Below are 22,575 nucleotides of genomic sequence, written 5' to 3' on the forward strand. Positions count from 1 at the left end.
GCATGCAGGTTCTGGTGACCGGAGCGACGGGCTTTCTCGGCGGCGCGCTGTCCCGCCGGTTGCTGTCGGGCGGCGAACACGTCGTTGCGGTTGGGCGCGACGCAGCGAAGCTCGCCGCTTTGCGTGCAAGCGGCGCCGTTGTGTTTTCCGTCGATCTCGCCGCGCCAGGGGACTTCACGCCGCCGCCGTGCGACGCCGTCGTGCATTGCGCCGCGCTGTCCGCGCCATGGGGCGCCCGCGCTGCGTTCGAACGCGCGAACGTGCTGGCAACGGAGCAAGTCCTATCACTTGCGCGCAGAGCCGGGGCCCGTCGGTTCGTGCACATCTCGACGCCGAGCGTCTATTTTCGCTTCCGCGATCAGATTGGCGTGCGCGAAGACGCGGCGCTGCCGCAGCCGGTCAATCTCTACGCCGAAACGAAGCGACGCGCGGAGCAATTGACGCTGCGCGCGGCCGATCTCGATCCGATCGTGCTGCGGCCGCGCGGACTCTACGGCGCCGGCGACAGCGCGCTGCTGCCGCGACTGCTGCGGGCGGCCGCCGATCGGCCCCTCCCCTTGATGAACGGCGGGCGCGCCGAGACTGACCTCACCCACGTCGACGATGTCGTCAGCGCCACTATCGCGGCGCTGCGCGCGCCGCCCGATCTGCCGCAGCGCATATTCAACGTTTCTGGCGGCGCGCCGCTGCGCATCCGCGACGTCGTGGAGGCCGCCGGCGCCCGCGCGGGCATAGACGTGCGCTGGCGGAAAGCGCCGGTCAGCGTCGTGCTGAGCTATGCGCGCGCGATGGAAGCCGCGTGCCGGCTGGCGCCCGGCGCGCCGGAGCCGCCGATCACGGCGTACGGCGCGGGGCTCTTCGCCTTCACCCAGACTTTGGACATCTCGGCCGCTGCCCGGCTGCTGCACTGGCGGCCGCAGATCAGCTTCGAAGCGGGCCTCGCGCGCACTTTCGCGGCCGCCGCGTGACGCGGCCCGTCTTCATCAACAGCGCAACGGTCGCTGCGCCAGAGCGCTTTGTCTTGCGGGACGGGCGCTGGGCGCCGTTGGCGATCCCCGTCCGCTATGGCCGATTTTCGCACCCGGAGTTCGGGACCTGCCTGATCGACACCGGCTATACGCGCCGCGTCACCACGGGCGCACGCTCGCTGCCGCTCAGGCTCTACGCGGCGCTGCTCCGCCCACGCTTGGCGCGGAACGAACTGCCTCCGGCCGACGAAGTGGGCGCGATTCTGATTTCGCATCTGCATGCCGACCACGTCTCCGCCTTGCGCGACTATCCGCGGGCGCGCCTGTTTGCGAGCGGGCTCGCGATCGATCACTTCTTGCGCCGTGACGGCGCGCGGCGCGTCCGTCACGGCGTCTTTCGCGAATTGCTGCCGCCAGACTTCCTCGAACGCGTCACCCGGTTCGAGAGCTTGACGCAAGCGGAGGCGCCGCTCGGGCTCAGCGTCGGCTTCGACGTCTTCGGCGACGGCCACGTGCTGGCGACGCCGCTGCCTGGACATATGCGCGGGCACTTCGGCTTCGTGTGGCCGAAGCTCGATCCGCCGCTGCTCTACGCCGCGGACGCGCAATGGCTTGCGCGCGCCGTGACCGAGGATCGCGCACCGGGCGCTCCGGCCAGCTGGATCATCGACAGCGCAGATGACGATGCGCAGACGCGCGCGCGCATCGCAGCGTTCACACGCGCCGGCGGCCGCGTCGTCTATTGCCACGATCCCGAGCCGGTCGCTTGAGCACAATTCTGATCACCGGCGCGCGGGCGCCTGTGGCGCTCGATCTGGCGCGCGCATTCACGGCCACCGGGCACGAGGCTCACCTCGCGGATTCGGTGCGTCCGTGGGCCGCCCGCGCCTGCATCGGCGATGCGGCGCGGCTGCATCTGCTTGCGCCGCCGCGCTTCGCCTTCGAGCGCTTTGCTGAAGGGCTTGCCGCCCTGGTGGAACGGCTCGATCCCGACCTTGTCGTGCCAACGTGCGAAGAAGTGTTCTATGTCGCCGAGGCGGCGCAGCGGCGGGGTTTCGCCGACCGCGTTTTCGCGCCGGCGCCGGAGCTGCTGCGCCGGCTGCACTCGAAGGTGGAGTTTGCGCGGCTCGCGCAGGCGTGCGGCGTGGCCGCGCCGCAGACGCAGCGCATCTCCGACGGCGCGGAGCTGGCTGCGCTGAGCGGCGTCGCCGACATGCTGGTGCTCAAGCCCGAATTTTCCCGCTTCGCCTCACATGCGCTGATCCGTCCGACGCCGCGCCAACTCGGCCGCGTACGCCCCACCGCAGTGACGCCGTGGGCGGCGCAAGCGTTCGTGCCGGGCGAGGAAATCTGCATCTGGTCCGCTGCACGCGCCGGCGAAGTCGTAGCGTTCGCCGCGTACAAGCCGCGCTGGCGGCTCGGCCGTTCAGCGAGCTTCTATTTCGAAGCCGATCACGATCCCGCCTTGTTGCAAATGACGCGGACCATCGCAGCCGCGACGAACACGACCGGTCAGCTCTCCTTCGATGCGATCCGGAGCGCCGACGGCCTCGTCTCTCCGATTGAATGCAATCCCCGCAGCACCAGCGGGCTACACCTGTTCGACGGCGCCGCCGCTCTGGCGCACGCGTTGCTCGGAGAAGACAAGGTGCTGACGCCGCCAGCGCCGGCCCGTCACATCGGCGCGGCGATGTGGCTGTTCGCAGCCGCGCCTGCGGTCCTGCGCGGTCAAGCGCGCAGCTATCTCGACGATCTCCGCCGCAGCGGCGATGTGCTGCGCGCGCTCGGCGGGGCGCCCGTGGCCGCCGGCGCGCTCGTCGACGCGGCCCGGTTCGCCGTGGTTGGGTTGAGCCGCGGACGCTCCGCCTCCGGCCAGAGCACGGACGATATCGAATGGAACGGCGAGGCGATCGGATGACTCTCCTCGCGCTGGTCGATCCCGCCGCCGCGGCGTCCACCGACTGGCCCGCGGGCGCCGAACAGGAGCGCGCCTATATCGATGCGTTTGCGTCGCGGGGATCAACAGCGCTCATCTCCAACCTGCGCACGCGCGTGATGGCGTTGCGCTCCGGCGCGCGCGTATTCCCGGTGACCGTCAATGACGCGGAGTATGGCGACGCCTATGTCTGCCTGCCGCACACTGCCTACGCGCTTTACGCGAAGGACGAACTGCGGATCGTCGACGCCGGCCCATGGACGCCGGCGCTGGCGGCGCTTGCGAGCGGCGCTGGCGCGGCGCTACGGCGGGCGCAGATCAATCGCGTCGTCCACGTGAACAATTGGATGCTGTCGACCAATCTCCACGGCTGTTGGCGCGGCGAAGAGGTCGGAGCGATCCGCACGCTGTTGACGGAACGCTTCCCTGCACATGCGCTGTGCGTGCGGTCGCTCAACCGATGGTCCGATCCGGATTTGTGCGCCCGGTTCGAGGCGGACGGCTGGCGGCTGCTGCCGGCGCGCCAGATCTATGTGACCGACGATCTCGCCGCCGAGTGGGCGCCGCGGCGGGACACCAGGCGAGACTTGGCGTTGCTCGAACGCTCACCCTATCGGCGGGACGATCTGCACGAGCTGCGCCCCGGCGACGCGCAGCGCATCGCCGACCTCTACGCCTTGCTCTATCTCGATCGCTATTCGCAGCTGAATCCCGCCTTCACAGCGGACTTCATCGACCTCACGCATCGCGCCGGGCTCTTCACCTATCGCGGCTTTCGCGACGGCAATGGCGCCCTCGCGACCGTCGTGGGGTGTTTCATTCGCGGCGGCGTGTTGACGACACCCATCGTCGGCTACGATACGGCGCGGCCGCCTGAGGAGGGCCTTTATCGCCTGTGCAGCTTGGCGCTGGCGCAAATGGCGATGGAGCGGGGATTGAAACTGAATGGGTCGGCGGGCGCGGCAAGCTTCAAACGCAATCGCGGCGCGCGCGCCGTGATCGAATACTCGGCCTATTATGTGCGCCACTTGCCCTTGGCGCGGCGCAGCGCCATCGCCGCGCTCGAACAGCTGCTCAATCGCATTGCGCTGCCGATCATGACGGAGCGCGGGCTTTGAGCGCCTATCCGAAAGCTGTGGCGGACGGCTGGCATCCGATCGCCACGCTTGCCGAACTGAAGCGAAGGCCGCTGGCGCGCATGCTGATGGACAAGCCGCTGGTCGTGTTCCGGACGGCGAATGGCCCCGCCGTGCTGCTGGATCGCTGCCCGCACCGCAACATGGCGCTGTCGCTCGGCGCTGTCAGGGACGGCGCAATCGAGTGCCCCTATCACGGCTGGCGCTTCGATGGCGCCGGCCGCTGCACGCTGACGCCGGGCGCGGACGCGCCGGCGCGTCACGAGGCGTCGGCGTTGCCCGTTCAAGTCGCGGCGGGACTGATCTGGACCACCCTTGCGGCCTCGCCGCGCGCCGCTCCAGCGCTGCCGCACCCCCTGGAAGAAACGAAGTTCGACACCTTCTTGTGGCCGGTACGTCCGTCACGCGCCCGGCTGCTGGACGCGATCGAAAATCTGCTCGATCCGGCGCATCCGCACTTCCTGCACGCCGGAATCGTGCGCTCACGGCAAGTTCGCAAACCCGTCGATGCCACAGTGCGCGTTCGCGCGGACTTCGCCGAAGCAATCTATGTCGAGAACACGCGCCCCGCGGCGCTGATGCCGCGCATGCTGGAGGGCTTGCGGGGCCGCAGCATCGGCCGCTTCTTTCCGCCGACCATAGGTCAGGTCGCTTTCGAGGGCGCCAACCGCTTGCGGCTGGCCATCACCGTTTTCTTCACACCTGAGACGCAGGACCGCGTGCGGCCGTTCGCGCACTTCGCGACGCCCGCGGGCGCGGCGCCGGCGTTCATCAAGGAAGGCTTGCTCCGCGCCTTCCACATTCCGGTGCTGGCGCAGGATCGCGCGGCGCTGCGCCGCCAAGCCGAAAGCATCGCGGCGTACGGTCCGGCCCGCTATGCGCTAGGGCCGCTCGATCTCTTGTTTCCGGCGATTCAGGCGTTGATGCACGGAGAAGCCGTTCAGGACTCCGAGCGCTGCGTGCGGCTCCATCTATGATGGCCGCCAGACGCGCATAACGCGCCGCAGCTTGCGATCGTAAGGCACGTCGATGCCGCGTTTGCTCTTCACCCGCACGTCGGCGGCGCCGGCGCGGCGAAGCGCTGCGCTCAGGTTCGCCGCCGCAGCGGCCGCCGCCTCCGCGGGCAGCGACGGCGCGAGCGCGAGCTCCACTTCGTCTGGCCCTGTCTGCACGATCCGGAAATCGTCGATGCGCCGGTCGGCGTCGACGACGGCGTTGCGCAGAACGTCCGGCGTGACCATGCGGAGGGCGCCGTCGGCGCCGCGCAATTCGAACACATCGTCCAGCCGCCCTTCAACACTCTCCACCGCTTGCAGCGGCGATCCGCACGTGCACGGCGCCGCCCGCAGCCGCAAGAGATCGTTCATGCGATAGCGGGCCATGATCTGGGTCGAGCGGGTGAAATCGGTGATCAGCGGCTTCACCAGGTCGGATTGGCTGCCCGCGCGCTCCCATTCGAAGTGAACGGCGTCCTCGGCCAAGTGCAGTACGCCGAGCGGACAGGCGACGCCGAGCAAACCTTCCGTGGCCATATAGATCTCGCGCACGGGCGTTTGAAACGCCGCCTCGATGACTTGGCGATCCAACGGGTCGAGCACCTCGGCGCCGGAGAACACGCGCGCCGGACGCATGCTGGTCGTCTCGGCCAGCGCGCGCAGCACTTTCGGCGGCGCGACGATCACGTCCGGCGCGAAAGCGGCGATCTCGTCGCGCCAAGCGGCGACGCCTGCCCGAAGATCGAAGAACCGCAAGGCGATCCGGCCGGTCTCGGCGGCGGAGGCGTAGAGCTGGCTATAAGCCGGCAGCGCCAATGCGACGCGGAGGCGCGCTGTCAAGACGTCCGGCAGCGCTTTCGCCAGCATGACGCCGAGCCAGGTGAACCGCTCCGCTTCGCTGATCACGAAGACGCCGCGATTGCCGCTGGTGCCGGTGCTCTGACCGACGAGATAGCCGCGCACGCGGGGTGCTCCGGCATCGATCGCCGCGCGCGCTTCCGCCAGGGTGACTCCCGCCCTATTGAATTGCTCGAACGCCGCCAGCAGCTGCGCCTTGTCGACGATCGGCAGCTGATCGAGTCTCGTCCCACGCCGGTTCGCGTAGAACGCCGCCCGCGGCGCAACCCGGGCGAGAAAGCGCTCGAGCCGCGACGCCTGCCAGCGCCGCACATCCTCCGGCGTGCGCAGCGTATGCGTCAGGCGCCGCGTTCTCCAGAACGCCCGCGCCGCATGCGCCAAGCCGATCGGCGATACGTTCACTGACCCGCACTCCCTGCCCTGCTCCGCCTCAGCGCAGCACCCCGGCGAGCGCAGCCTCCAGCGCCGCTTGCTCGTGCTCGGCGCCGATGCTGATGCGCAGCCAATCCGGCATGCCATAATTCTTCAAGCCGCGCACCAGAACGCCGCGCTCGGCCAACGCCGCTTCCACCTCAGCGGCGGACAGGGCGCGACCTGCGAAGCACGCCGTGACGAAATTCGCCGCCGGCTCCAGAACTGGCAGGCCGTAGCCGCGCAGAAGCTGCGCCAGATGGGCTCTCCCTTCGCGCACGCGCGCAACGGAGCGGGCCAGAAATGCTTCGTCGGCAAGCGCGGCCAACGCCGCCGCCTCGCCGGCGCGCGGCACGGAAAACGGCAGACGGATTCGGTTCAGCGTTTCCGCGATTTCCGCGCTCGTGTAGCCCCAGCCGATGCGCAGCGAGGCGAGGCCATAGAGCTTCGAGAAGGTTCTCGTGACTATGACGTTGCTTTTATCGCCCGCCCAGGCGAGGCCGTCCTCGTACCCCACCATGCGGTGCGCACATTCCGCATAGGCGCCGTCCAGCACAAGCAGCACATGCGCGGGCAGCGCGGCGTGGAGCTGTTTGATGTCGCTGAACGGGACCATCGTGCCGGTCGGGTTCGCGGGGTTGGCCACGAACACGATCTTCGTGCGCGCGTGCACAGCCGCCGCCAAAGCGTCGGCGCAAACCGTGTAATCGCATTCCGGCGCATCGATGACGGCCGCCCCCGCCGCCCGGGCGGCGATGGCCCAGGCGGCGAAGCCGTATTGCGGCTGCACCATCGCCGCGCCCGGGCCGAGATAGGCTTGGCAGACCATCGCGAAGATCTCGTCCGAGCCCGCGCCGAACACGAGCCGCTCCGGTTCCAGCGCGTACTTCTCCGCGATGGCGGCGCGCAGGCGCGACGTGTTTGCGTCGGGATAGAGGTGAAGCTCGGACGCCGCGGCGAGATAGGCCGCGCGCGCCCGCTCGCTGCAGCCGAGCGGGTTCTCGTTCGCTGAAAGCTTGATCGGTTTGGCGCATCCGGGCACCGTCGCCCTGCCCGGCGCGTACGGCGCGATCTCCAACACGCCAGGATTCGGAACGGGCTTCATGTCGGCGCCGCCGTCGCGCGCCGTTCGAGCACGGCCATGACATCTGCGAACGTCAACCCGCGCGCATGCAGCAGCACGACAAGGTGATAGAGCAGATCCGCGCTCTCTTCGCACACTTCGCGCCCATCGCCGGCGACGCCGGCGAGCGCGGCCTCCACCGCCTCTTCACCCAGCTTTTGCGCAATCCGCTTCGGACCCGCAGCGAGCAGGTTCGCCGTCCCGCTTTGCGACGGCGGCGCAGCCGCACGCGCGGCGATCGTGCGCTCCAGCGCTCCGAGCCGGCCGAGCCCCGGCGCGGACGCGCCGCCGAAGCAGCTCGTCGAGCCCAGGTGACAGGCCGGGCCGAGCGGCTCGACGCTCAGCAACAGCGCATCGGCATCGCAGTCGGCTTTGATCTCCACGACGCGCAACCGGTTGCCGGAACTCTCCCCTTTGCGCCAGCGCGTCCGCCGCGTGCGCGAGAAGAAGGTCGCCTCTCCGGAGCGGATCGTTTCTTCCAAGGCGGCTCTGTCCATCCACGCGAGCATCAGCACCTGCAGCGTCAAGCAATCCTGCGCGATGGCGCAGACGAGACCGCCGCCTTTGGCGAAATCAACCCGGTCGATGTCGAACTCGATCATGGCCGCACGTCCAAACCCGCTGCGCGCATGCGCCGCTTCACGTCGCCGATGCGCAGCGCCCCGCTATGAAATGCGCCCGCCGCCAGCGCCGCTGAGACATCGGCCCGTTGAAACACATCGACAAAATGCTGCGCCGTACCGGCGCCGCCAGAAGCGACAAGCGGAATGCGCAAACGCCGCCGCGCCGCCGCGAGCTGCGCAAGGTCGTAACCGGCGCGGACCCCGTCCTGGTCCATGCAATTGAGGACGATCTCGCCGGCGCCGCGCTCTTGCGCTTCGACAATCCAATCGAGCATCCGTCGCGGCGTAGCGCGCGTGGCGGCGGCGGCGCCGGTGTACTGAAACGTCATCCACTCGCCAGCGGCCTCGCGGCTATCGACGCCGACCACCACACATTGACTGCCCGCCACCCGCGCGATCTCGCCGATCAATCCGGGCCGCTCCAGAGCGGGCGAGTTTATCGACACCTTGTCGGCGCCGTGCTCCAGGCACGCGATCGCGTGATCCAGCGTGCGAATGCCGCCGGCGACGGTCAGGGGGATATCCAACAGGCGAGCGATGTGCGAGAGCCAGGCATAGTCGATCGTGCGCCGCTCCGGCGAGGCGGCGATGTCGTAGACGACGATCTCGTCGGCCCCGTCATCGCGATAGCGCGCCGCGCATTCGGCGGGATCGCCGGCGTCGAGATGGCCTTCGAACCGCACGCCTTTGACAACGCGCGCTTCCTTCACATCGAGGCAGGCGATGATGCGCTTAGAGGGCAAGGGCGTCCTCCAGCGAAAAGCGCCGCTCGTACAATGCGCGCCCGACGATCGTCGCGGCGGCGCCCGCCTGCGCGAGACTGCTGAGGTCGTCCAGAGTCGCCACGCCGCCGGAGGCTTGAACGGCGAGGTCCGGCCGCAGCGCGGCAAGATCGCGGATCAACGCGGCGTTCGCTCCTTCCAGCGCGCCGTCGCGCGAGATGTCCGTGACCAGGACATGCTTCAGCGCGCCCGGCGGAAACCCCCGTAGCGCATCGGTGAGCGAACGGCCGCTGACTTGGCGCCAGCCGTTCACCGCCACTTCCCATCCGCCGCCGTTGGCCCGGACGTCGAAGGCGGCGCAGATGCGCTCTGCGCCGAACTCGCACAGCCATTCCCGCAGCTCGTCCGGCGCGGTGACCGCGAGCGAGCCGACGACCACACGGGCGACTCCGCCCTGGAGTAGAGCCGACACGTGCGTGCGCTCCCGCACGCCGCCGCCGCACTGCAATCGAACACGGGACGATCGCGCCAGCCCGCACACCAGCTCATGCTGTATGGGCGTTCCCGCGCGCGCGCCGTCCAGGTCGACGACATGCGCCCACGTTGCGCCTGACCGGGCGAACGCATCGAGGTGCGCTTCCGGGGCGCCGTACTCTGTGACGTCGTCGAACGCGCCGCGCAGCAGCCGCACACAGGCGCCGTCCTTCAGGTCGATGGCGGGAATGATCAACATGGCAGGCTCAGAAAGTTGCGCAGCACCCGCGCGCCGACGGCGCCCGACCGCTCGGGGTGGAATTGGCAGCCGAAGAAATTGTCGCGTGCGACGGCCGCCGCGAACCGCGCTCCGTACTCGGTCGACGCAATCGTCTCGGCGCCGAGCGGACAAGCGTAGGAATGCACGAAGTAGACGTACGCGCCCGCCTCGACGCCCTCGAGCAGCGGGTGATCGCGCTCGATCGACAAGGGCGACCATCCCATGTGCGGCACGGGCCGGTCGGCGTCGGCCGGCAATGCGCTCACGACGCCAGGCAGCAACGCGAGCCCGCGCGCCAGGCCCTCTTCGCTCGCTTCATAGAGGAGTTGCTGCCCCAAACAGATGCCCAGCAGCGGCCGCTTGAACGCGCGCAGCACACGATCGACACCCTTCTGTTCGAGCGCTTGCATAGCGTGCGCAGCCGCGCCAACGCCGGGCAAGATCACGCGCTCGGCGCCCTCGATGTCGCGCGAGTCGGCGCTGAGCCGCGCTCGCACGCCTAGTCGCTCCAGCGCAAACAGGATGGAGGCGGTGTTGCCCACGCCCAATTTGACGACGACGACGTCCATCACAGCACGCCCTTGGTGGAAGGTGTGAGGTCGCCTTCGACAGCGATGGCCTGCCGTAGACAGCGGCCCACGGCCTTGTAGATCGCCTCGGTCATGTGGTGATCGTTTTCACCCGTGACTTTGATGTGGATCGTCGCGCCCAGCGCCTGCGAAAGCGATCTGAAGACGTGCTCCGTCATTTGCGTCGGATAAGCGCCGATGCTTTGGCTCGCGAACGCGCCCTCGAAGACCAGGTACGGCCGGCCGCCGAGGTCGAGCGCGACGCTGGCCTGCGCTTCGTCCATGGGCAGCACGAAGCCGTAGCGGGCGATGCCGCGGCGGTCGCCAAGCGCTTGCCTCAGCGCCTGACCGAGCGCCAGTGCGGAATCCTCGATCGTGTGATGCGGATCGATGTGCAGATCGCCGACGCAGTTAAGGTCGAGCGCGAAGCCGCCATGCTGGGCCACCTGCTCCAGCATGTGATCGAAGAAGCCCACGCCGCTGGCGATGCTGACGGGAGCCGCGCGCTCCAGATCGACGCTGACCGCCACGTTCGTTTCTCGCGTGCGCCGTACGACGGCGGCGCTCCTGCGCCTGACGAGGGAGTCCTCGGCCGATCCCCCGCAGAGAGCGCTCACCGCCTCCAAGCGAAGGTCCGCTGCGCGCGCATGCGCCTCCAAACCTTCGAGCCGCGCTAGACGGGACGCCCCCGGCGCCAAGGCGCGCACGCCCGCGGGCTCTATCGTCTGCACGACGAAGCTCTTCATGAAGGATTCGACGCTAACGCCGGAATACGCCTTCGCGGCGGCGTCCGTCGGCAGAACGTGACTGGGCCCGGCGACATAATCGCCGAACGTCTCGGCCGCGAGCGGGCCCGCGAACACGGCGCCGGCATTGACGATCGCCGGCAGCAACGCGTCAGGTCTTTGGACATTCAGCGCCAAGTGTTCCGGCGCGTATACATTCGCCACGTCGACGGCCTCACTGAGTGACCGGACGCGGATCGCGCGCGCGTGCTTCAGCGCTGCTCGCACAACCTCACGCCGCGGCAGCAGCGCGGCCTGGCGCTCGAGCGCGCGCGCCACTTCATCGATCAGCTCCGCCGAGGGCGAAACCAGCAGCACTTGCGCATCCGCATCATGCTCGGCTTGGCTCAGCAGATCAGCGGCGACCAATACCGGGTCCGCCGCCCTGTCGGCGATGACCAAGAGTTCGCTGGGGCCAGCGGGCAAATCGATCGCCGGGCCGTTCGGCAAGCTGGCCGCATAACGCTTCGCTTCGGCGACATAGGCGTTGCCGGGGCCGAAAACCTTGGCGGCCTTCGGCGTGAACACGCCGAGCGCGAGCGCCGCAATCGCCTGGACGCCGCCGAGCAGCCAAAGCCGTTCGAGTCCGCAAGCGGCCGCCGCAGCGACGAGCGCCGGGTGCGGCGCGCCGTTTTTGCCAGGCGGCGTCGCCACGACACGCGTGGGCACGCCCGCAACGCCCGCCGGCTCCGCCAGCATGATCAGCGTCGAGACGAGCGGCGCGGCGCCGGCCGGCACATAGAGGCCGCAGACGTCAATTGGCTTCCAAACGCGGCGCGCGCGCACGCCGGGCTGCGTCTCGACACTCAGCGCGGCGGGTTTGGTCGCCTCGTGGAAGAACCGCACCTGCTCGATCGCGAATTCGATCGCGGCCAGATCGTCGCGTTCGAGCGCGCCGCGCGCCGCGCGCACAACCAGCTCATCAAGTTCGAGCACCGTTGGCGCCGCACCGTCGAGCGCCAGAGACCAGCGCGCGAGCGCGGCCTCGCCATCGGCCTGCACGTCTTCGAAGATCCGGCGCACCGTCGCCCGCACCTCGGCGGAGACGCGATGCGCCGGCCGCGCCAGCACGCGCGCTCGCGTCGTGTCATCGAGGTCGGCCCAAATCACTTGCTGCATGGCGCCCTCACATCATCTTCTCGATGGGCAGCACCAGGATCGCCGAGGCGCCTGTCGCCTTCAGCGCCTCCAACGTTTCCCAGAAAACGGATTCCTGACAGACGGCGTGCACCGCCACGGCATCGTCGCGGCCGGCGAGCGGCGTGACGGTAGGCGCCTCCGCGCCCGGCAGAATTTCGATGATTTCCGGCAGCGCCGCCCGCGGCGCGTTCATCATGACGTACTTCGCGCCCTGCGACGCGACCACCCCTTTGAACCGCGCCACGACGCTATCGGCCGCGCGCCGCAGCTCAGGCGCCAGATCGCCGGCGCCGCGCACGAGCACGGCTTCGCTTTCGAGAATGGTTTCGAACGCTTCGAGGCCGTTGGCGTCCAAAGTGGCGCCGGTCGAAACCAAGTCGCAGATCGCCTCGGCCAATTTCAGCCGTGGCGCGACCTCCACGGCGCCGCGCATGGTGACGATGTCGGCGTCCAGACGCCGGGCCTTCAGAAAGCGGCGGAGCAGGTTTGGGTAGGTGGTCGCGACCCGAAGTCCGTTCAGCCCGCGGGCGCCATCGTAAACGAAGCCCTCGGGCGCGGCGATGCAAAGCCGGCAACGGCCGAACCCCAACGGCATCACCTCGACAAGCCCATCGTCGTTCGCGCCGTCGGCGCGTTCAGCCAGAACGTTGCGGCCGACGATGCCAAAATCGGCGACCCCATCAGCGACGAAGGTCGGAATGTCGTCGTCGCGCACACACCAGAGGTCGATCGGCGCATTCTCGACGCTGTAGGCGAGATCGCCCGCGCTTCTGGTCAGCCGGAACCCGGCGGCCCGGATGAGATCGAGGCTCTTCTCGGCCAGGCGGCCGCTCTTCTGGATGGCGATGTGTAAACGTTGCGATTTCATGGAACCCACGCAGGTCGAGCGCACGGAGCGAACCGTGGCTCGGAATGACATTGATGGGGACAGCCGGGGTGCGACGCCTGCGGCGTCCCCGCTCTTCTTCAGCTCAGACGGCGATGAAGAGCTTCAATGTCGCGGCGAATGGTGCGCCGCGTGAGCGTCATGATGATGTGCATGGCCATGCGCGCGCACGCCCGGATAGGCGTTGGAAGCGGCGGCGAGATGCACGACGATACGCATTACGGCGCGTACTCTGGCGTGCGCGCACGTGCGCGTCAACCGTCGACAAGCGTATCTCTCTCGCGCGTTTAGCGAGCGCCGGCGCACCCATTCATCAGTGCTTAGCCCTATCGTTAGCCTCGCTTAAGGCTGCCGCCTCTTTCGGCGGCGCCGCGCACTTTTATCGCTGACCGATCGGTTTTCGCATTGCGCGATGTGCGAAATTCGGTTCTAGTTTGCGCGGGAGCCACTTTTCGTGTCGATGAACCGCAACACCGCCGCACGCTCGACCGCGACTGCCGTCGCGGCGGACGCGCGCGTGCTCGTATCGGTTCTCGTAGGCCTCCTTCTTAGCATCGTGGCGCTTATTCTTGTGCCCGGAGCGGCGTGGCTGCGCGTAACCTGAACCCCCTAAATCAGGACCGCACGCATCACCCCGCTCCCGAAAGGAAGCGGGGTTTTTGTTGCGCGCGGTCCGCCGAGCTGGACCGAGATGACGCAGGATTCCTCACCGAAAGAGCCAAAGCCGCTCCGCAGCGCCGTGGTCACCGCCGGCGCGACGCGCGCCGCGGCGCGCTCGTACCTGCGCGCGGCGGGGTTGGGCGAACAGGATTTCACGCGGCCGCTCATCGCGGTGGTGAACACCTGGTCGTCGGTCACTCCTTGCAACATGCATCTGGGCGATCTCGCCGAGTATGTGCGGCGGGGCGTGCGCGAAGCGGGCGGCGTGCCGATCGACTTCAACACCATTGTGGTGACCGACGGCATCTCGATGGGCACGCCGGGCATGAAGGCCTCGCTCATCTCACGCGAGATCATCGCCGACTCGATAGAGCTTGCTGTGCAGGGCCATCAGCTCGACGGCGTCGTCTGCATCGTCGGCTGCGACAAGACCATTCCTGCCGCAGCGATGGCGCTGGCGCGCATGGATCTGCCGGGCTGCATCCTTTATGGCGGCACGATCATGCCCGGACGGCGCGCGGGCCAGGAGATATCGATACAAGACGTGTTCGAAGCGATCGGCGCGCACGGCGCCGGCGCGCTCGACGATCAGGGTCTGCGCGAGGTCGAAAAGGCCGCCTGCCCCGGCGCCGGCGCATGCGGCGGACAATTCACCGCAAACACAATGGCGATGGCGCTGACCGCGATGGGACTCTCGCCCGCCGGGGCGAACGATGTGCCGGCGACGCATTCCAGCAAACCCGCCGAAGCCGAACGCTGCGGACGCATTGCGGTCGAACTCACGCGAAAGGGCGAGAGCGCGCGGCGCTTCATCACGGCGGCATCTCTGCGCAACGCCGCGGTCGCCGTTTCCGCCAGCGGCGGCTCCACCAACGCGGTTCTGCATCTCGTCGCCATCGCCGCCGAAGCGGGCGTCGCCTTCGGCGTCGAGGACTGCAACGCCGCCTGCGAAGCCGCGCCGGTGATCTGCGATTTGAAGCCGGGCGGCAGGTTCTTGGCGCACCATCTGTTCGAAGCGGGCGGCACGCGTCTCGTGCTGCACCGGCTGATGTCGGCCGGCAAAATTGCCGATGCGCCGACTGTCACCGGGCGCTCACTGTACGAAGAAGCGCGCGAGGCGGTCGAAACCGGCGGCCAAGCCGTGGTCCGCACGTTCTCCAAACCTGTGATGCCGCGCGGCTCCTACGCCGTGATCTACGGCAACATCGCGCCGGACGGCGCCGTGATCAAACTGGTCGGCCACGACACGACGCGCTTCGAAGGCCCGGCCCGCGTGTTCGACGGCGAAGAAGCGGCTTTCGACGCGGTTCAGGCTGGCGCGATCAGCGAAGGCGACGTGATCGTCATCCGATACGAGGGCCCGAAGGGCGGGCCCGGCATGCGCGAGATGCTGCAAGTGACGGCTGCTCTGAAAGGCCGCGGCATGCAGAACGTCGCGCTGATCACCGATGGGCGCTTTTCCGGCGCGTCGTACGGCTTCGTCGCCGGTCACGTGTCGCCCGAGGCCGCCGCCGGCGGACCGATCGCCCTGCTGCGGGACGGCGACACGATCGCCATCGACGTGGGCGCGCGCACGATCGAAACGCGCGCCGACTTGAGCCGCCGCCAAGCGGCGCCGCCGATCAAAGAGGCGCCTGCCGGCGCATTCGCGAAATACGCCGTCCTCGTCGCTTCGGCGGCGCAAGGCGCAGTCACCATCCCAAACCCGCCGCCCGCGCAAACGCGCGCGCCGGCTCGACGCGAGGCTTCGTGATGAAAGTGTATTCGGACGACGACGTGAGCGGCGAAGCGCTGCAGAACCAGCGCATCGCCATCATCGGCTATGGCAGCCAGGGCCGCGCGCACGCGCAGAACCTGCGCGACAGCGGCTACGAGGTCGTCGCCGGCGTGCGCAAGGGCGGCAGGGGCTGGACCAACGCCCGCGCCGACAAGGTCGACACGGCCGAGCCCGAGCACGCGGTAGAAGACGCCGACCTGATCGCGGTGCTCACACCGGACATGGCCCAGGAGCAGGTCTGGAAAGAGATCGTCGCGCCAACGGCGAAGAAGGGCGCCGCGCTGCTGTTCGCACACGGCTTCACTATCCATTACGGCCGCGTGCAGCCGCGCGAGGACATGGACGTCGTGCTGGTGGCGCCGAAAGGGCCAGGCGATCTGGTGCGGCGCGAATTCGTGCGCGGGCGCGGCGTGCCTGCCCTGTTCGCCGTCAATCAGGACGCCACCGGCGCCGCGCGGACGCGCGCGATGGCCTACGCCAAAGGCATCGGCGGCGCGGCCGGCGGCCTGATCGAGACCACGTTCGCGGAAGAAACCGAAACCGACCTGTTCGGCGAACAGGCCGTGCTGTGCGGCGGCGCCAAGGAGCTGGTGATGGCCGGATACCAGACCCTGGTCGAGGCCGGCTATCAGCCCGAAGTCGCCTATTTCGAGTGCATGCACGAGCTGAAGCTGATCGTCGACCTCTTCTACGAGGGCGGCGTGTCGAAGATGCACGACTTCATCTCCGAAACGGCGAAATACGGCGCCGTCGTCTCCGGTCCGCGCATCATCACCGACGAAACGCGCGGGCGCATGCGCGAGGTGCTGAAAGACATCCAGTCCGGCGCCTTCGCGCGCGACTGGATCCTGGAGAACCAGGCCGGCAAGCCGCGCTATTCGGCCATGCTCAACGCCGATCGCCAGCACCCGATCGAAAAGACGGGGGCCGCGCTGCGCGCGCGCATGGCCTGGCTGAAGTCGCCGACAAACGCCTGAACCCGGAACGATGAGCGCCGCCGCCCCCACGCCCAAGCCCGTCTTGCACGCAGCGCCCGTCACCGGCGCGCGCCTCGTCGTCGAGGCGCTCGAGCGGCACGGCGTCGAGGTCGTGTTCGGCTATCCCGGCGGCGCGATCATGCCGATCTACGATGCAATCACCGGCGCGCGCTTCAAGCATATCCTGGTGCGGCACGAACAGGGCGCGGCGTTCGCGGCGGATGCGTATGCGCGCGTCACCGGCAAGGCCGGCGTCTGCATGGCGACGTCGGGGCCCGGCGCAACCAATCTGATCACCGGCATCGCCAATGCGATGATGGATTCCGTGCCGCTGATCGCCATCACCGGCAATGTCGCCTCGCCGCTGATGGGCACGGATGCGTTTCAGGAAATCGACATTCTCGGCGTGACGCTGCCGATCGTGAAGCATTCCTGGATCGTGCGCGACGCCGCCGACATTCCGGCGGTGTTCGCCGAGGCGTTTCATGTTGCAACGTCGGGCCGGCCCGGCCCGGTGTTGATCGACCTGCCGAAGGACGTGCAGGTCGGCGCCGTCTCCGCCCCCGGCTCTCTCCCACCCCCGCCCGAGCCGGCGCGACGGTTAGATCCGGCGCAACTGCGCCGCGCCGAATCCGCCATCGGCGCGGCGCAACGTCCGCTTCTCTATATCGGCGGCGGCGTGCGCATCGCCGGCGCCACGGAGGCCGTGCGCGTCTTCGCGCGCGCCACGGCGATCCCGGCGGTCGCCACCCTGCAGGGCTTGGGCGTGCTGCCGGCGGATTGGCCGGGCTTTCTCGGCATGCTCGGCATGCATGGTTTGCGGGCGGCCAACGAAGCCGTGCAGCGATGCGACCTGCTGATCGCGATGGGCGCGCGCTTCGACGACCGCGCCACCGGCAAGCTCGCCGACTTCGCGCCGCACGCGCGGGTCATTCACATCGACATCGATGCGGCCGAGATCGGCAAGCTGCGCGAGGCGCACATGCCGATTGTGGGCGATCTGAAAGCGGTGCTGGCGCAGCTCAGCCCGCGCGCCCCGGCCATCGACGCATGGCGCGATCGCTGCATCGAGAGCAGCCGCGCGCACGCCTTTCGCTACGACGCGCCCGGCGAGGGCGTTTATGCGCCGGCGCTGCTGAAGGCGCTGTCGGAACGGGCGGGCGAGGCGTTCATCGCTGCTTGCGATGTCGGCCAACATCAGATGTGGGCCGCGCAGCATTGCCGCTTCGCCGCGCCGGAATCGCACCTGACCTCCGGCGGCCTGGGCGCGATGGGCTACGGGCTGCCGGCCGGCATCGGCGCCAAGCTCGCGCGGCCAGATGCGCACGTCGTCACCATCTCCGGCGACGGCTCGTTCGCCATGAACATCCAGGAACTGGCGACGCTGAAGCGCTACGGTGTCGCGCTGAAAATCGTGCTGCTGGACAATTCCGCGCTCGGCCTGGTGCGCCAGTGGCAGGAGCTCTTCTTCGACCGCAATTTCAGCGAGATCGACCTCTCTGACAATCCCGACTTCGTCGCCGTCGCCCAGGCGTTCGGCGTGGAGGCTTTCCGAATTAGCCGGCGCGAGGAGGTGTCCGCCGGCATCGAGCGGCTGCTCGACGCGTCGGGCCCCTGCCTCGCGCACGTGATCATCGATCCGATGGAGAACGTCTGGCCGCTGGTGCCGCCGGGCAAGAGCAACTCAGAAATGATGCATGGAGATTGAAGCGATGACCAACACGATTCTTGTTCACATCGATCGCGCCGAAGGCTCGCTTCAACGTCTCATCGGCCTGATCGAGCGCCGCGGCTTCCATATCGATCGCATGGCGATCAGCGACGCCGGGGCGGCTCGCGAAGTCCGCGTCTCGCTGCGCGCTCGCGACGCCGGCCGCTGCATCGAGGTGCTCGGCCGCCAGATCGACCGGCAGATCGGCGCACGCCGCATCGCGCCCGCCTCTTCCCCGGTAGAGGAGGCCGCGACATGCACGGTTTAGCGGATCGCGATCCGAACAGGGTCATCGTCTTCGACACGACCTTGCGGGACGGCGAGCAAGCCCCCGGCTTCTCGATGTCCGTCGAGGCCAAGCTCACCATGGCGCGCGCTTTGGCGGCGCTCGGCGTCGATGTGATCGAGGCCGGCTTCGCCGCCGCCTCGCCCGGAGACGCCGAGGCGGTTCGCCGCGTCGCCGGCGAAATCGAAGGCCCGATCTTCTGCTCGCTGTCGCGCGCCGAGGAGAGCGACATTCGCGCCGCCTATGGCGCGCTGCAAAGCGCGCCGAAACGGCGCCTCCACATCTTTCTCAGCACCAGCCCGATCCACCGCGCCGCCAAGCTCGAGATGAGCGCTGATGAAGTGCTGGAAAAAGCCGTAAGGGCGGTGAGCTTCGCCCGCACCCTGTTCGACGACGTCGAGTTCTCCGCCGAAGACGCGATCCGCACCGAGCCCGCGTTTTTGGCAGAAGTGATGGAGGCCGTCGCCGCAGCCGGCGCCACGACGCTGAACATCCCGGACACCGTCGGCTATTCCACGCCGTCGGAAATCGGCCGCATCTTCGCCGGGATCAAACGCCGCGTCGCGCGCTTTCCGGGCGTGATCCTTTCCGCTCACTGCCACAACGATCTCGGCATGGCCGTGGCCAATACGCTCTCGGCGGTGGCCGCGGGCGCACGGCAAGTCGAGGTCGCCGTCAACGGCATTGGCGAGCGCGCCGGCAATTGCGCGCTCGAGGAAGTCGTCATGGCGCTGCGCACGCGCGGCGATCTGTTCGGCGTACATACCGGCGTCGACACGACGAAGCTCGTCTCCGCCAGCCGCCTGTTGAGCGCCCTCACGCGCTCGCCGGTCGTACGCAACAAGGCCATTGTCGGCGCGAACGCCTTCGCGCACGAGGCCGGCATCCATCAGCACGGCATGCTGGCGGATGCGCGCACCTACGAGATCATGCGCCCGCAGGATGTCGGCTTCGACGGCACGCGGCTCGTTCTCGGCAAGCATTCCGGGCGCCACGCCATCGCCAAGCGCGCCGAAGCGCTGGGCTATGCGCTGACCGGTAACGCGCTCGGCCACCTGTTCGCGAACTTCAAACGACGCGCCGACGAGATCGGCGAGATCGACGACGCCGAGTTGATCGCGCTGATCCTCGCAGCGACCGCTGACCACGGAGGCGTGCATGCCGCCTAACGCGCCACGCACATTGTTTGACAAGGTCTGGGACGCCCACGTCGTGCAAGCGGAGACGCGCGAAACGCCGGCGATCCTCTATGTCGATCTGCACCTGGTGCACGAAGTCACCAGTCCGCAAGCGTTCGCTGAACTTGACGCGTGCGGCCTCCGCGCGCGCCGGCCGGACCGTACCTTTGCGACATTGGATCATTCGACGCCGACATTGCCGCCGAGCGCGCAGGGTCAACGGCCCTATGCGTCCGCGGAAGCCGCCGCACAGGTGGAGACGCTGCAGCGCAATTGCGAAAAGCACGGCATTGCACTGGCGGGCTGGGACAGCGACGACCGTGGCGTCGTGCACGTGATGGCGCCGGAACTCGGCCTCACTCAGCCCGGCCTGGTGGTCGTCTGCGGCGACAGCCACACGGCCACGCACGGCGCCTTCGGCGCGCTTGCTTTCGGCATCGGCACCTCGGAGGTCGGCCACGTCCTGGCGACGCAATGCCTGCTGCAGCGCAGACCCAAGCGCATGCGCGTCAATGTCGACGGCCGGCTCCAGCCCGGCGTCGCCGCGAAGGACCTGACGCTCGCCATCATCGCCGCAATCGGCTTCGGCGGGGGCTCCGGTTACGTGATCGAGTACGCCGGCGAAGCGATCCGCGCGCTCGAGATGGAGCAGCGCATGACGCTTTGCAACATGTCCATCGAAGCCGGCGCCCGCGCCGGCATGATCGCGCCGGACGAGAAGACCATCGCCTACCTCCGCGGCCGCAGACACGCGCCGCAAGGAGCGGCGTTCGAGCGCGCCGCCGCACGCTGGATGACGTTCGCCACCGACGAAGGCGCGAAGTTCGACAAAGAGATCCGCATTGACGCTGGCGCCGTCCAGCCCATGGCGACGTTCGGCACCACGCCGGACGCCGCCCTGCCGATCGGCGCCGACGTTCCTCGGCCACAGAATGAATCGGAGCAGAAGGCGCTCGGCTATATGGGCTTCACGCCCGGCCAGCCGACGACGCAGCATCCGGTCGACGTCGTCTTCATCGGCTCATGCACCAACGGCCGTTTATCGGACTTGCGCGCCGCGGCGAATGTCCTGCGGGGCCGAACCGTGAAATCCGGCGTACGCATGCTCGTCGTGCCGGGCTCCGAAGCGGTGAAACGCGAAGCCGAAGCCGAGGGACTTGATCGACTCTTCACCGAAGCCGGCGCCGAATGGCGCTTGCCCGGCTGCTCGATGTGCATCGCCATGAACGGCGACGCCGTTCAGCCGGGCCAGCTCGCCATCTCCACCTCGAACCGCAATTTCGAGGGGCGGCAGGGCAAGGGCGCGCGCACCATCCTCGCCAGTCCCGCCACCGCGGCCGCCAGCGCGATCACTGGCGTGCTGACCGATCCGCGCGTGTTCGCCAAGGAGGCGCTCGATGCCTGAACGCTTTACTCGTCTCACCTCGCGCACATTCGTGATGCCGCAGGCCAGCATCGACACCGATCAGATCATCCCGGCGCGCTTCCTCACCACGACCTCGCGCGACGGTCTCGGCGCAAAGCTGTTCTATGACCGGCGTTTCGACGCTGAGGGTAAGCCGATAGCCGATGAGCCGCTGAACACGATCGATCCCAGTGAGCGCCGCATTCTGGTGGCCGGCGACAATTTCGGCTGCGGCTCCTCGCGCGAACACGCCCCGTGGGCGCTGCTGGACTACGGTTTCCGCGCCGTGATCTCCACCGCCATCGCCGACATCTTCACGTCGAATGCGCTGAAAAACGGGCTGCTGCCGATCCAGGTCGACGGCGAAACGCTGACGCGGCTGATGGCCGATCCGGGTGGCCGCGCCACGATCGATGTCGAAAAGCAGGAACTCACTTTCGGCGACGAGGCGCCGATGACGTTCAAGACCGAGCCCTTTGCCCGACAGTGCCTGCTCGAGGGCGTGGATCCGCTGGGATGGTTGGCCGATCGCATACCCGCGATCGAGGCCTACGAACGAAGCAGGCAGGAGCAATACGCATGAAAACCTACGCCATCGCTTTGTTGCCCGGCGACGGCGTCGGGCCGGAAGTCACCGCCGTGGCGCGCGACGTGCTGCGCGAGGTGGGCGACCGCTTCCGCCACCGCTTCGAATTTCGCACGGAGCTGATCGGCGGCGCGGCGATCGACACGTTCGGCGATCCGCTGCCGCCGCAGACGCTCGAAGCCTGCCGTTCGGCCGATGCGGTCTTTCTCGGCGCCGTCGGCGGACCAAAGTGGGACGGCGCCCCGCCACGCCCGGAGCAAGGCCTGCTCGGCCTGCGCAAAGCGCTCGGCCTTTTCGCGAACGTGCGGCCGACGCGTGTTTATAGCGACCTTATCGATCGCTCGCCGCTGCGGCGCGAGATCGTCGAGGACGTCGACCTCGTGATCTTCCGCGAGCTCACCGGCGGCGCCTATTTCGGCGAGCGCAAGCGGGGACCCACGTTCGCCAGCGACGAATGCCTCTACACCACCGGCGAGATCGAGCGCATAGGCCACGCCGCCTTCGCCGCCGCGCGCGCGCGGCGCGGCAAGGTGACATCGGTCGACAAAGCCAATGTGCTCGAAACCAGCCGGCTCTGGCGCGAAGTGATCACCAAGCTGCACGAGCGCCATTACCGGGACGTTCAGCTGGAGCACGCGCTGGTCGACTCGATGGCGATGCAGCTGATCCGGCAGCCGCGCGCCTATGATGTGATCCTGACCGAGAACATGTTCGGCGACATCCTATCCGACGAAGCCTCGGTGCTCGGCGGTTCGATCGGCCTCTCGCCATCGGCCTCGCTGGGCGCGACTGGGCCGGGCCTGTTCGAGCCGGTGCATGGCTCGGCGCCCGACATCGCCGGCAAGGACCGGTGCAATCCAATCGGCGGAATTCTCTCCGCCGCGCTGCTTCTGCGCTACGGCTTGCGCCTGCATCACGAAGCTGACGCCGTCGAAGTAGCGGTCGAAGCCGTGATCCGAAGCGGCGAGCGCACCGCCGATCTCGGCGGTCAGCTCGGCTGTCGCGCGATGGGCGAGGCGATCATCGACGAACTGCACAGCGCCGACCTTCCTCGCGCGCACCACGTGCAGATGCATTGGGGCTGACGGC

General features: G+C 68.4%; 21 protein-coding genes. 13 read left to right on the forward strand and 8 right to left on the reverse strand.

Annotation, left to right across the window (positions count from 1 at the left end; genetic code table 11):
* Positions 1-2 precede the first annotated feature (2 nt).
* The 5 genes from VEA80_RS11400 to VEA80_RS11420 are packed head-to-tail and all read left to right on the forward strand — an operon-like array spanning position 3 to position 5,017.
* Positions 3-968: an NAD(P)-dependent oxidoreductase gene (locus tag VEA80_RS11400; RefSeq protein ID WP_325060863.1), complete on the forward strand. Its 966-nt coding sequence runs from the start codon at positions 3-5 to the stop codon at positions 966-968.
* The gene (locus VEA80_RS11405) at positions 965-1,738 is read left to right on the forward strand and encodes an MBL fold metallo-hydrolase (protein ID WP_325060864.1); all 774 of its coding nucleotides are present in this window, start codon (positions 965-967) and stop codon (positions 1,736-1,738) included. Before VEA80_RS11400 ends, VEA80_RS11405 begins: the two co-directional genes overlap by 4 nt.
* Positions 1,735-2,886: a hypothetical protein gene (locus VEA80_RS11410; protein WP_325060865.1), complete on the forward strand. Its 1,152-nt coding sequence runs from the start codon at positions 1,735-1,737 to the stop codon at positions 2,884-2,886. The genes VEA80_RS11405 and VEA80_RS11410 overlap by 4 nt, the downstream gene beginning before the upstream one ends.
* Entirely contained in the window at positions 2,883-4,022 is a 1,140-nt protein-coding gene (locus tag VEA80_RS11415) for a hypothetical protein (RefSeq protein WP_325060867.1), read from the forward strand. The genes VEA80_RS11410 and VEA80_RS11415 overlap by 4 nt, the downstream gene beginning before the upstream one ends.
* Entirely contained in the window at positions 4,019-5,017 is a 999-nt protein-coding gene (locus tag VEA80_RS11420) for an aromatic ring-hydroxylating dioxygenase subunit alpha (protein WP_325060868.1), read from the forward strand. The genes VEA80_RS11415 and VEA80_RS11420 overlap by 4 nt, the downstream gene beginning before the upstream one ends.
* Here VEA80_RS11420 and VEA80_RS11425 read toward each other — a convergent pair.
* From VEA80_RS11425 to hisG, 8 genes are read right to left on the reverse strand one after another with little or no spacing between them, the layout of a single operon-like run.
* Positions 5,012-6,295, reverse strand: coding sequence for a F390 synthetase-related protein (locus VEA80_RS11425; protein ID WP_325060869.1), 1,284 nt, complete (start codon positions 6,293-6,295; stop codon positions 5,012-5,014). The genes VEA80_RS11420 and VEA80_RS11425 overlap by 6 nt on opposite strands.
* Positions 6,296-6,323: 28 nt before the next feature.
* A complete protein-coding gene (gene hisC, locus VEA80_RS11430) occupies positions 6,324-7,409 on the reverse strand; it encodes a histidinol-phosphate transaminase (protein ID WP_325060870.1) in 1,086 nt (361 codons plus the stop codon).
* Positions 7,406-8,029 carry a bifunctional phosphoribosyl-AMP cyclohydrolase/phosphoribosyl-ATP diphosphatase HisIE gene (gene hisIE / locus VEA80_RS11435; protein WP_325060871.1) on the reverse strand — a complete coding sequence of 208 codons (624 nt, stop codon included), beginning with the start codon at positions 8,027-8,029 and terminating at the stop codon, positions 7,406-7,408. Before hisIE ends, hisC begins: the two co-directional genes overlap by 4 nt.
* Positions 8,026-8,793, reverse strand: coding sequence for an imidazole glycerol phosphate synthase subunit HisF (gene hisF / locus VEA80_RS11440; protein WP_325060872.1), 768 nt, complete (start codon positions 8,791-8,793; stop codon positions 8,026-8,028). The genes hisIE and hisF overlap by 4 nt, the downstream gene beginning before the upstream one ends.
* On the reverse strand, positions 8,783-9,505 hold the full coding sequence (locus VEA80_RS11445; protein ID WP_325060873.1) for a 1-(5-phosphoribosyl)-5-[(5-phosphoribosylamino)methylideneamino] imidazole-4-carboxamide isomerase: 723 nt from the start codon (positions 9,503-9,505) through the stop codon (positions 8,783-8,785). The genes hisF and VEA80_RS11445 overlap by 11 nt, the downstream gene beginning before the upstream one ends.
* A complete protein-coding gene (hisH, locus tag VEA80_RS11450; protein ID WP_325060874.1) occupies positions 9,499-10,095 on the reverse strand; it encodes an imidazole glycerol phosphate synthase subunit HisH in 597 nt (198 codons plus the stop codon). The genes VEA80_RS11445 and hisH overlap by 7 nt, the downstream gene beginning before the upstream one ends.
* Positions 10,095-11,999, reverse strand: a complete 1,905-nt coding sequence (gene hisD / locus VEA80_RS11455) for a histidinol dehydrogenase (RefSeq protein WP_325060875.1) — start codon at positions 11,997-11,999, stop codon at positions 10,095-10,097. The genes hisH and hisD overlap by 1 nt, the downstream gene beginning before the upstream one ends.
* A gap of 7 nt (positions 12,000-12,006) precedes the next feature.
* Positions 12,007-12,888, reverse strand: coding sequence for an ATP phosphoribosyltransferase (hisG, locus tag VEA80_RS11460; RefSeq protein ID WP_325060876.1), 882 nt, complete (start codon positions 12,886-12,888; stop codon positions 12,007-12,009).
* Positions 12,889-13,597: 709 nt separating this feature from the next.
* Here hisG and VEA80_RS11465 point away from each other — a divergent pair.
* Genes VEA80_RS11465 through leuB form a run of 8 tightly spaced genes read left to right on the forward strand, consistent with a single transcriptional unit; the run spans position 13,598 to position 22,571 of the window.
* Complete coding sequence (locus tag VEA80_RS11465) at positions 13,598-15,319, forward strand: dihydroxy-acid dehydratase (protein ID WP_325060877.1); 1,722 nt, start codon at positions 13,598-13,600, stop codon at positions 15,317-15,319.
* Positions 15,319-16,320 (forward strand): ketol-acid reductoisomerase, encoded by a 1,002-nt coding sequence (gene ilvC, locus VEA80_RS11470; RefSeq protein WP_325060878.1) that lies wholly within the window; start codon positions 15,319-15,321, stop codon positions 16,318-16,320. Before VEA80_RS11465 ends, ilvC begins: the two co-directional genes overlap by 1 nt.
* A gap of 10 nt (positions 16,321-16,330) precedes the next feature.
* The gene (gene ilvG / locus VEA80_RS11475; protein ID WP_325060879.1) at positions 16,331-18,028 is read left to right on the forward strand and encodes an acetolactate synthase 2 catalytic subunit; all 1,698 of its coding nucleotides are present in this window, start codon (positions 16,331-16,333) and stop codon (positions 18,026-18,028) included.
* Positions 18,029-18,032: 4 nt separating this feature from the next.
* Positions 18,033-18,299, forward strand: coding sequence for an ACT domain-containing protein (locus tag VEA80_RS11480; protein WP_325060880.1), 267 nt, complete (start codon positions 18,033-18,035; stop codon positions 18,297-18,299).
* On the forward strand, positions 18,287-19,486 hold the full coding sequence (locus VEA80_RS11485) for a 2-isopropylmalate synthase (protein ID WP_325060881.1): 1,200 nt from the start codon (positions 18,287-18,289) through the stop codon (positions 19,484-19,486). Before VEA80_RS11480 ends, VEA80_RS11485 begins: the two co-directional genes overlap by 13 nt.
* Positions 19,476-20,900, forward strand: a complete 1,425-nt coding sequence (gene leuC, locus VEA80_RS11490) for a 3-isopropylmalate dehydratase large subunit (RefSeq protein WP_325060882.1) — start codon at positions 19,476-19,478, stop codon at positions 20,898-20,900. The genes VEA80_RS11485 and leuC overlap by 11 nt, the downstream gene beginning before the upstream one ends.
* Positions 20,893-21,483, forward strand: coding sequence for a 3-isopropylmalate dehydratase small subunit (gene leuD, locus VEA80_RS11495; protein WP_325060883.1), 591 nt, complete (start codon positions 20,893-20,895; stop codon positions 21,481-21,483). Before leuC ends, leuD begins: the two co-directional genes overlap by 8 nt.
* Positions 21,480-22,571, forward strand: a complete 1,092-nt coding sequence (gene leuB, locus VEA80_RS11500; protein ID WP_325060884.1) for a 3-isopropylmalate dehydrogenase — start codon at positions 21,480-21,482, stop codon at positions 22,569-22,571. The genes leuD and leuB overlap by 4 nt, the downstream gene beginning before the upstream one ends.
* Positions 22,572-22,575 lie beyond the last annotated feature (4 nt).

It is taken from the genome of Vitreimonas sp. (assembly GCF_035627415.1).
GTDB lineage: Bacteria > Pseudomonadota > Alphaproteobacteria > Caulobacterales > Aquidulcibacteraceae > Vitreimonas.

Bases quoted from the DNA above. Each gene is read 5' to 3' on its own strand.
- leuD (WP_325060883.1), top strand. From the start codon at position 20,893: ATGCCTGAACGCTTTACTCGTCTCACCTCGCGCACATTCGTGATGCCG.
- hisD (WP_325060875.1), bottom strand. From the start codon at position 11,999: ATGCAGCAAGTGATTTGGGCCGACCTCGATGACACGACGCGAGCGCGC.
- ilvG (WP_325060879.1), top strand. From the start codon at position 16,331: ATGAGCGCCGCCGCCCCCACGCCCAAGCCCGTCTTGCACGCAGCGCCC.
- leuB (WP_325060884.1), top strand. From the start codon at position 21,480: ATGAAAACCTACGCCATCGCTTTGTTGCCCGGCGACGGCGTCGGGCCG.
- VEA80_RS11465 (WP_325060877.1), top strand. From the start codon at position 13,598: ATGACGCAGGATTCCTCACCGAAAGAGCCAAAGCCGCTCCGCAGCGCC.
- VEA80_RS11400 (WP_325060863.1), top strand. From the start codon at position 3: ATGCAGGTTCTGGTGACCGGAGCGACGGGCTTTCTCGGCGGCGCGCTG.
- VEA80_RS11480 (WP_325060880.1), top strand. From the start codon at position 18,033: ATGACCAACACGATTCTTGTTCACATCGATCGCGCCGAAGGCTCGCTT.
- VEA80_RS11485 (WP_325060881.1), top strand. From the start codon at position 18,287: ATGCACGGTTTAGCGGATCGCGATCCGAACAGGGTCATCGTCTTCGAC.
- leuC (WP_325060882.1), top strand. From the start codon at position 19,476: ATGCCGCCTAACGCGCCACGCACATTGTTTGACAAGGTCTGGGACGCC.
- hisC (WP_325060870.1), bottom strand. From the start codon at position 7,409: ATGAAGCCCGTTCCGAATCCTGGCGTGTTGGAGATCGCGCCGTACGCG.
- hisIE (WP_325060871.1), bottom strand. From the start codon at position 8,029: ATGATCGAGTTCGACATCGACCGGGTTGATTTCGCCAAAGGCGGCGGT.
- VEA80_RS11445 (WP_325060873.1), bottom strand. From the start codon at position 9,505: ATGTTGATCATTCCCGCCATCGACCTGAAGGACGGCGCCTGTGTGCGG.
- VEA80_RS11415 (WP_325060867.1), top strand. From the start codon at position 2,883: ATGACTCTCCTCGCGCTGGTCGATCCCGCCGCCGCGGCGTCCACCGAC.
- hisG (WP_325060876.1), bottom strand. From the start codon at position 12,888: ATGAAATCGCAACGTTTACACATCGCCATCCAGAAGAGCGGCCGCCTG.
- ilvC (WP_325060878.1), top strand. From the start codon at position 15,319: ATGAAAGTGTATTCGGACGACGACGTGAGCGGCGAAGCGCTGCAGAAC.
- hisH (WP_325060874.1), bottom strand. From the start codon at position 10,095: ATGGACGTCGTCGTCGTCAAATTGGGCGTGGGCAACACCGCCTCCATC.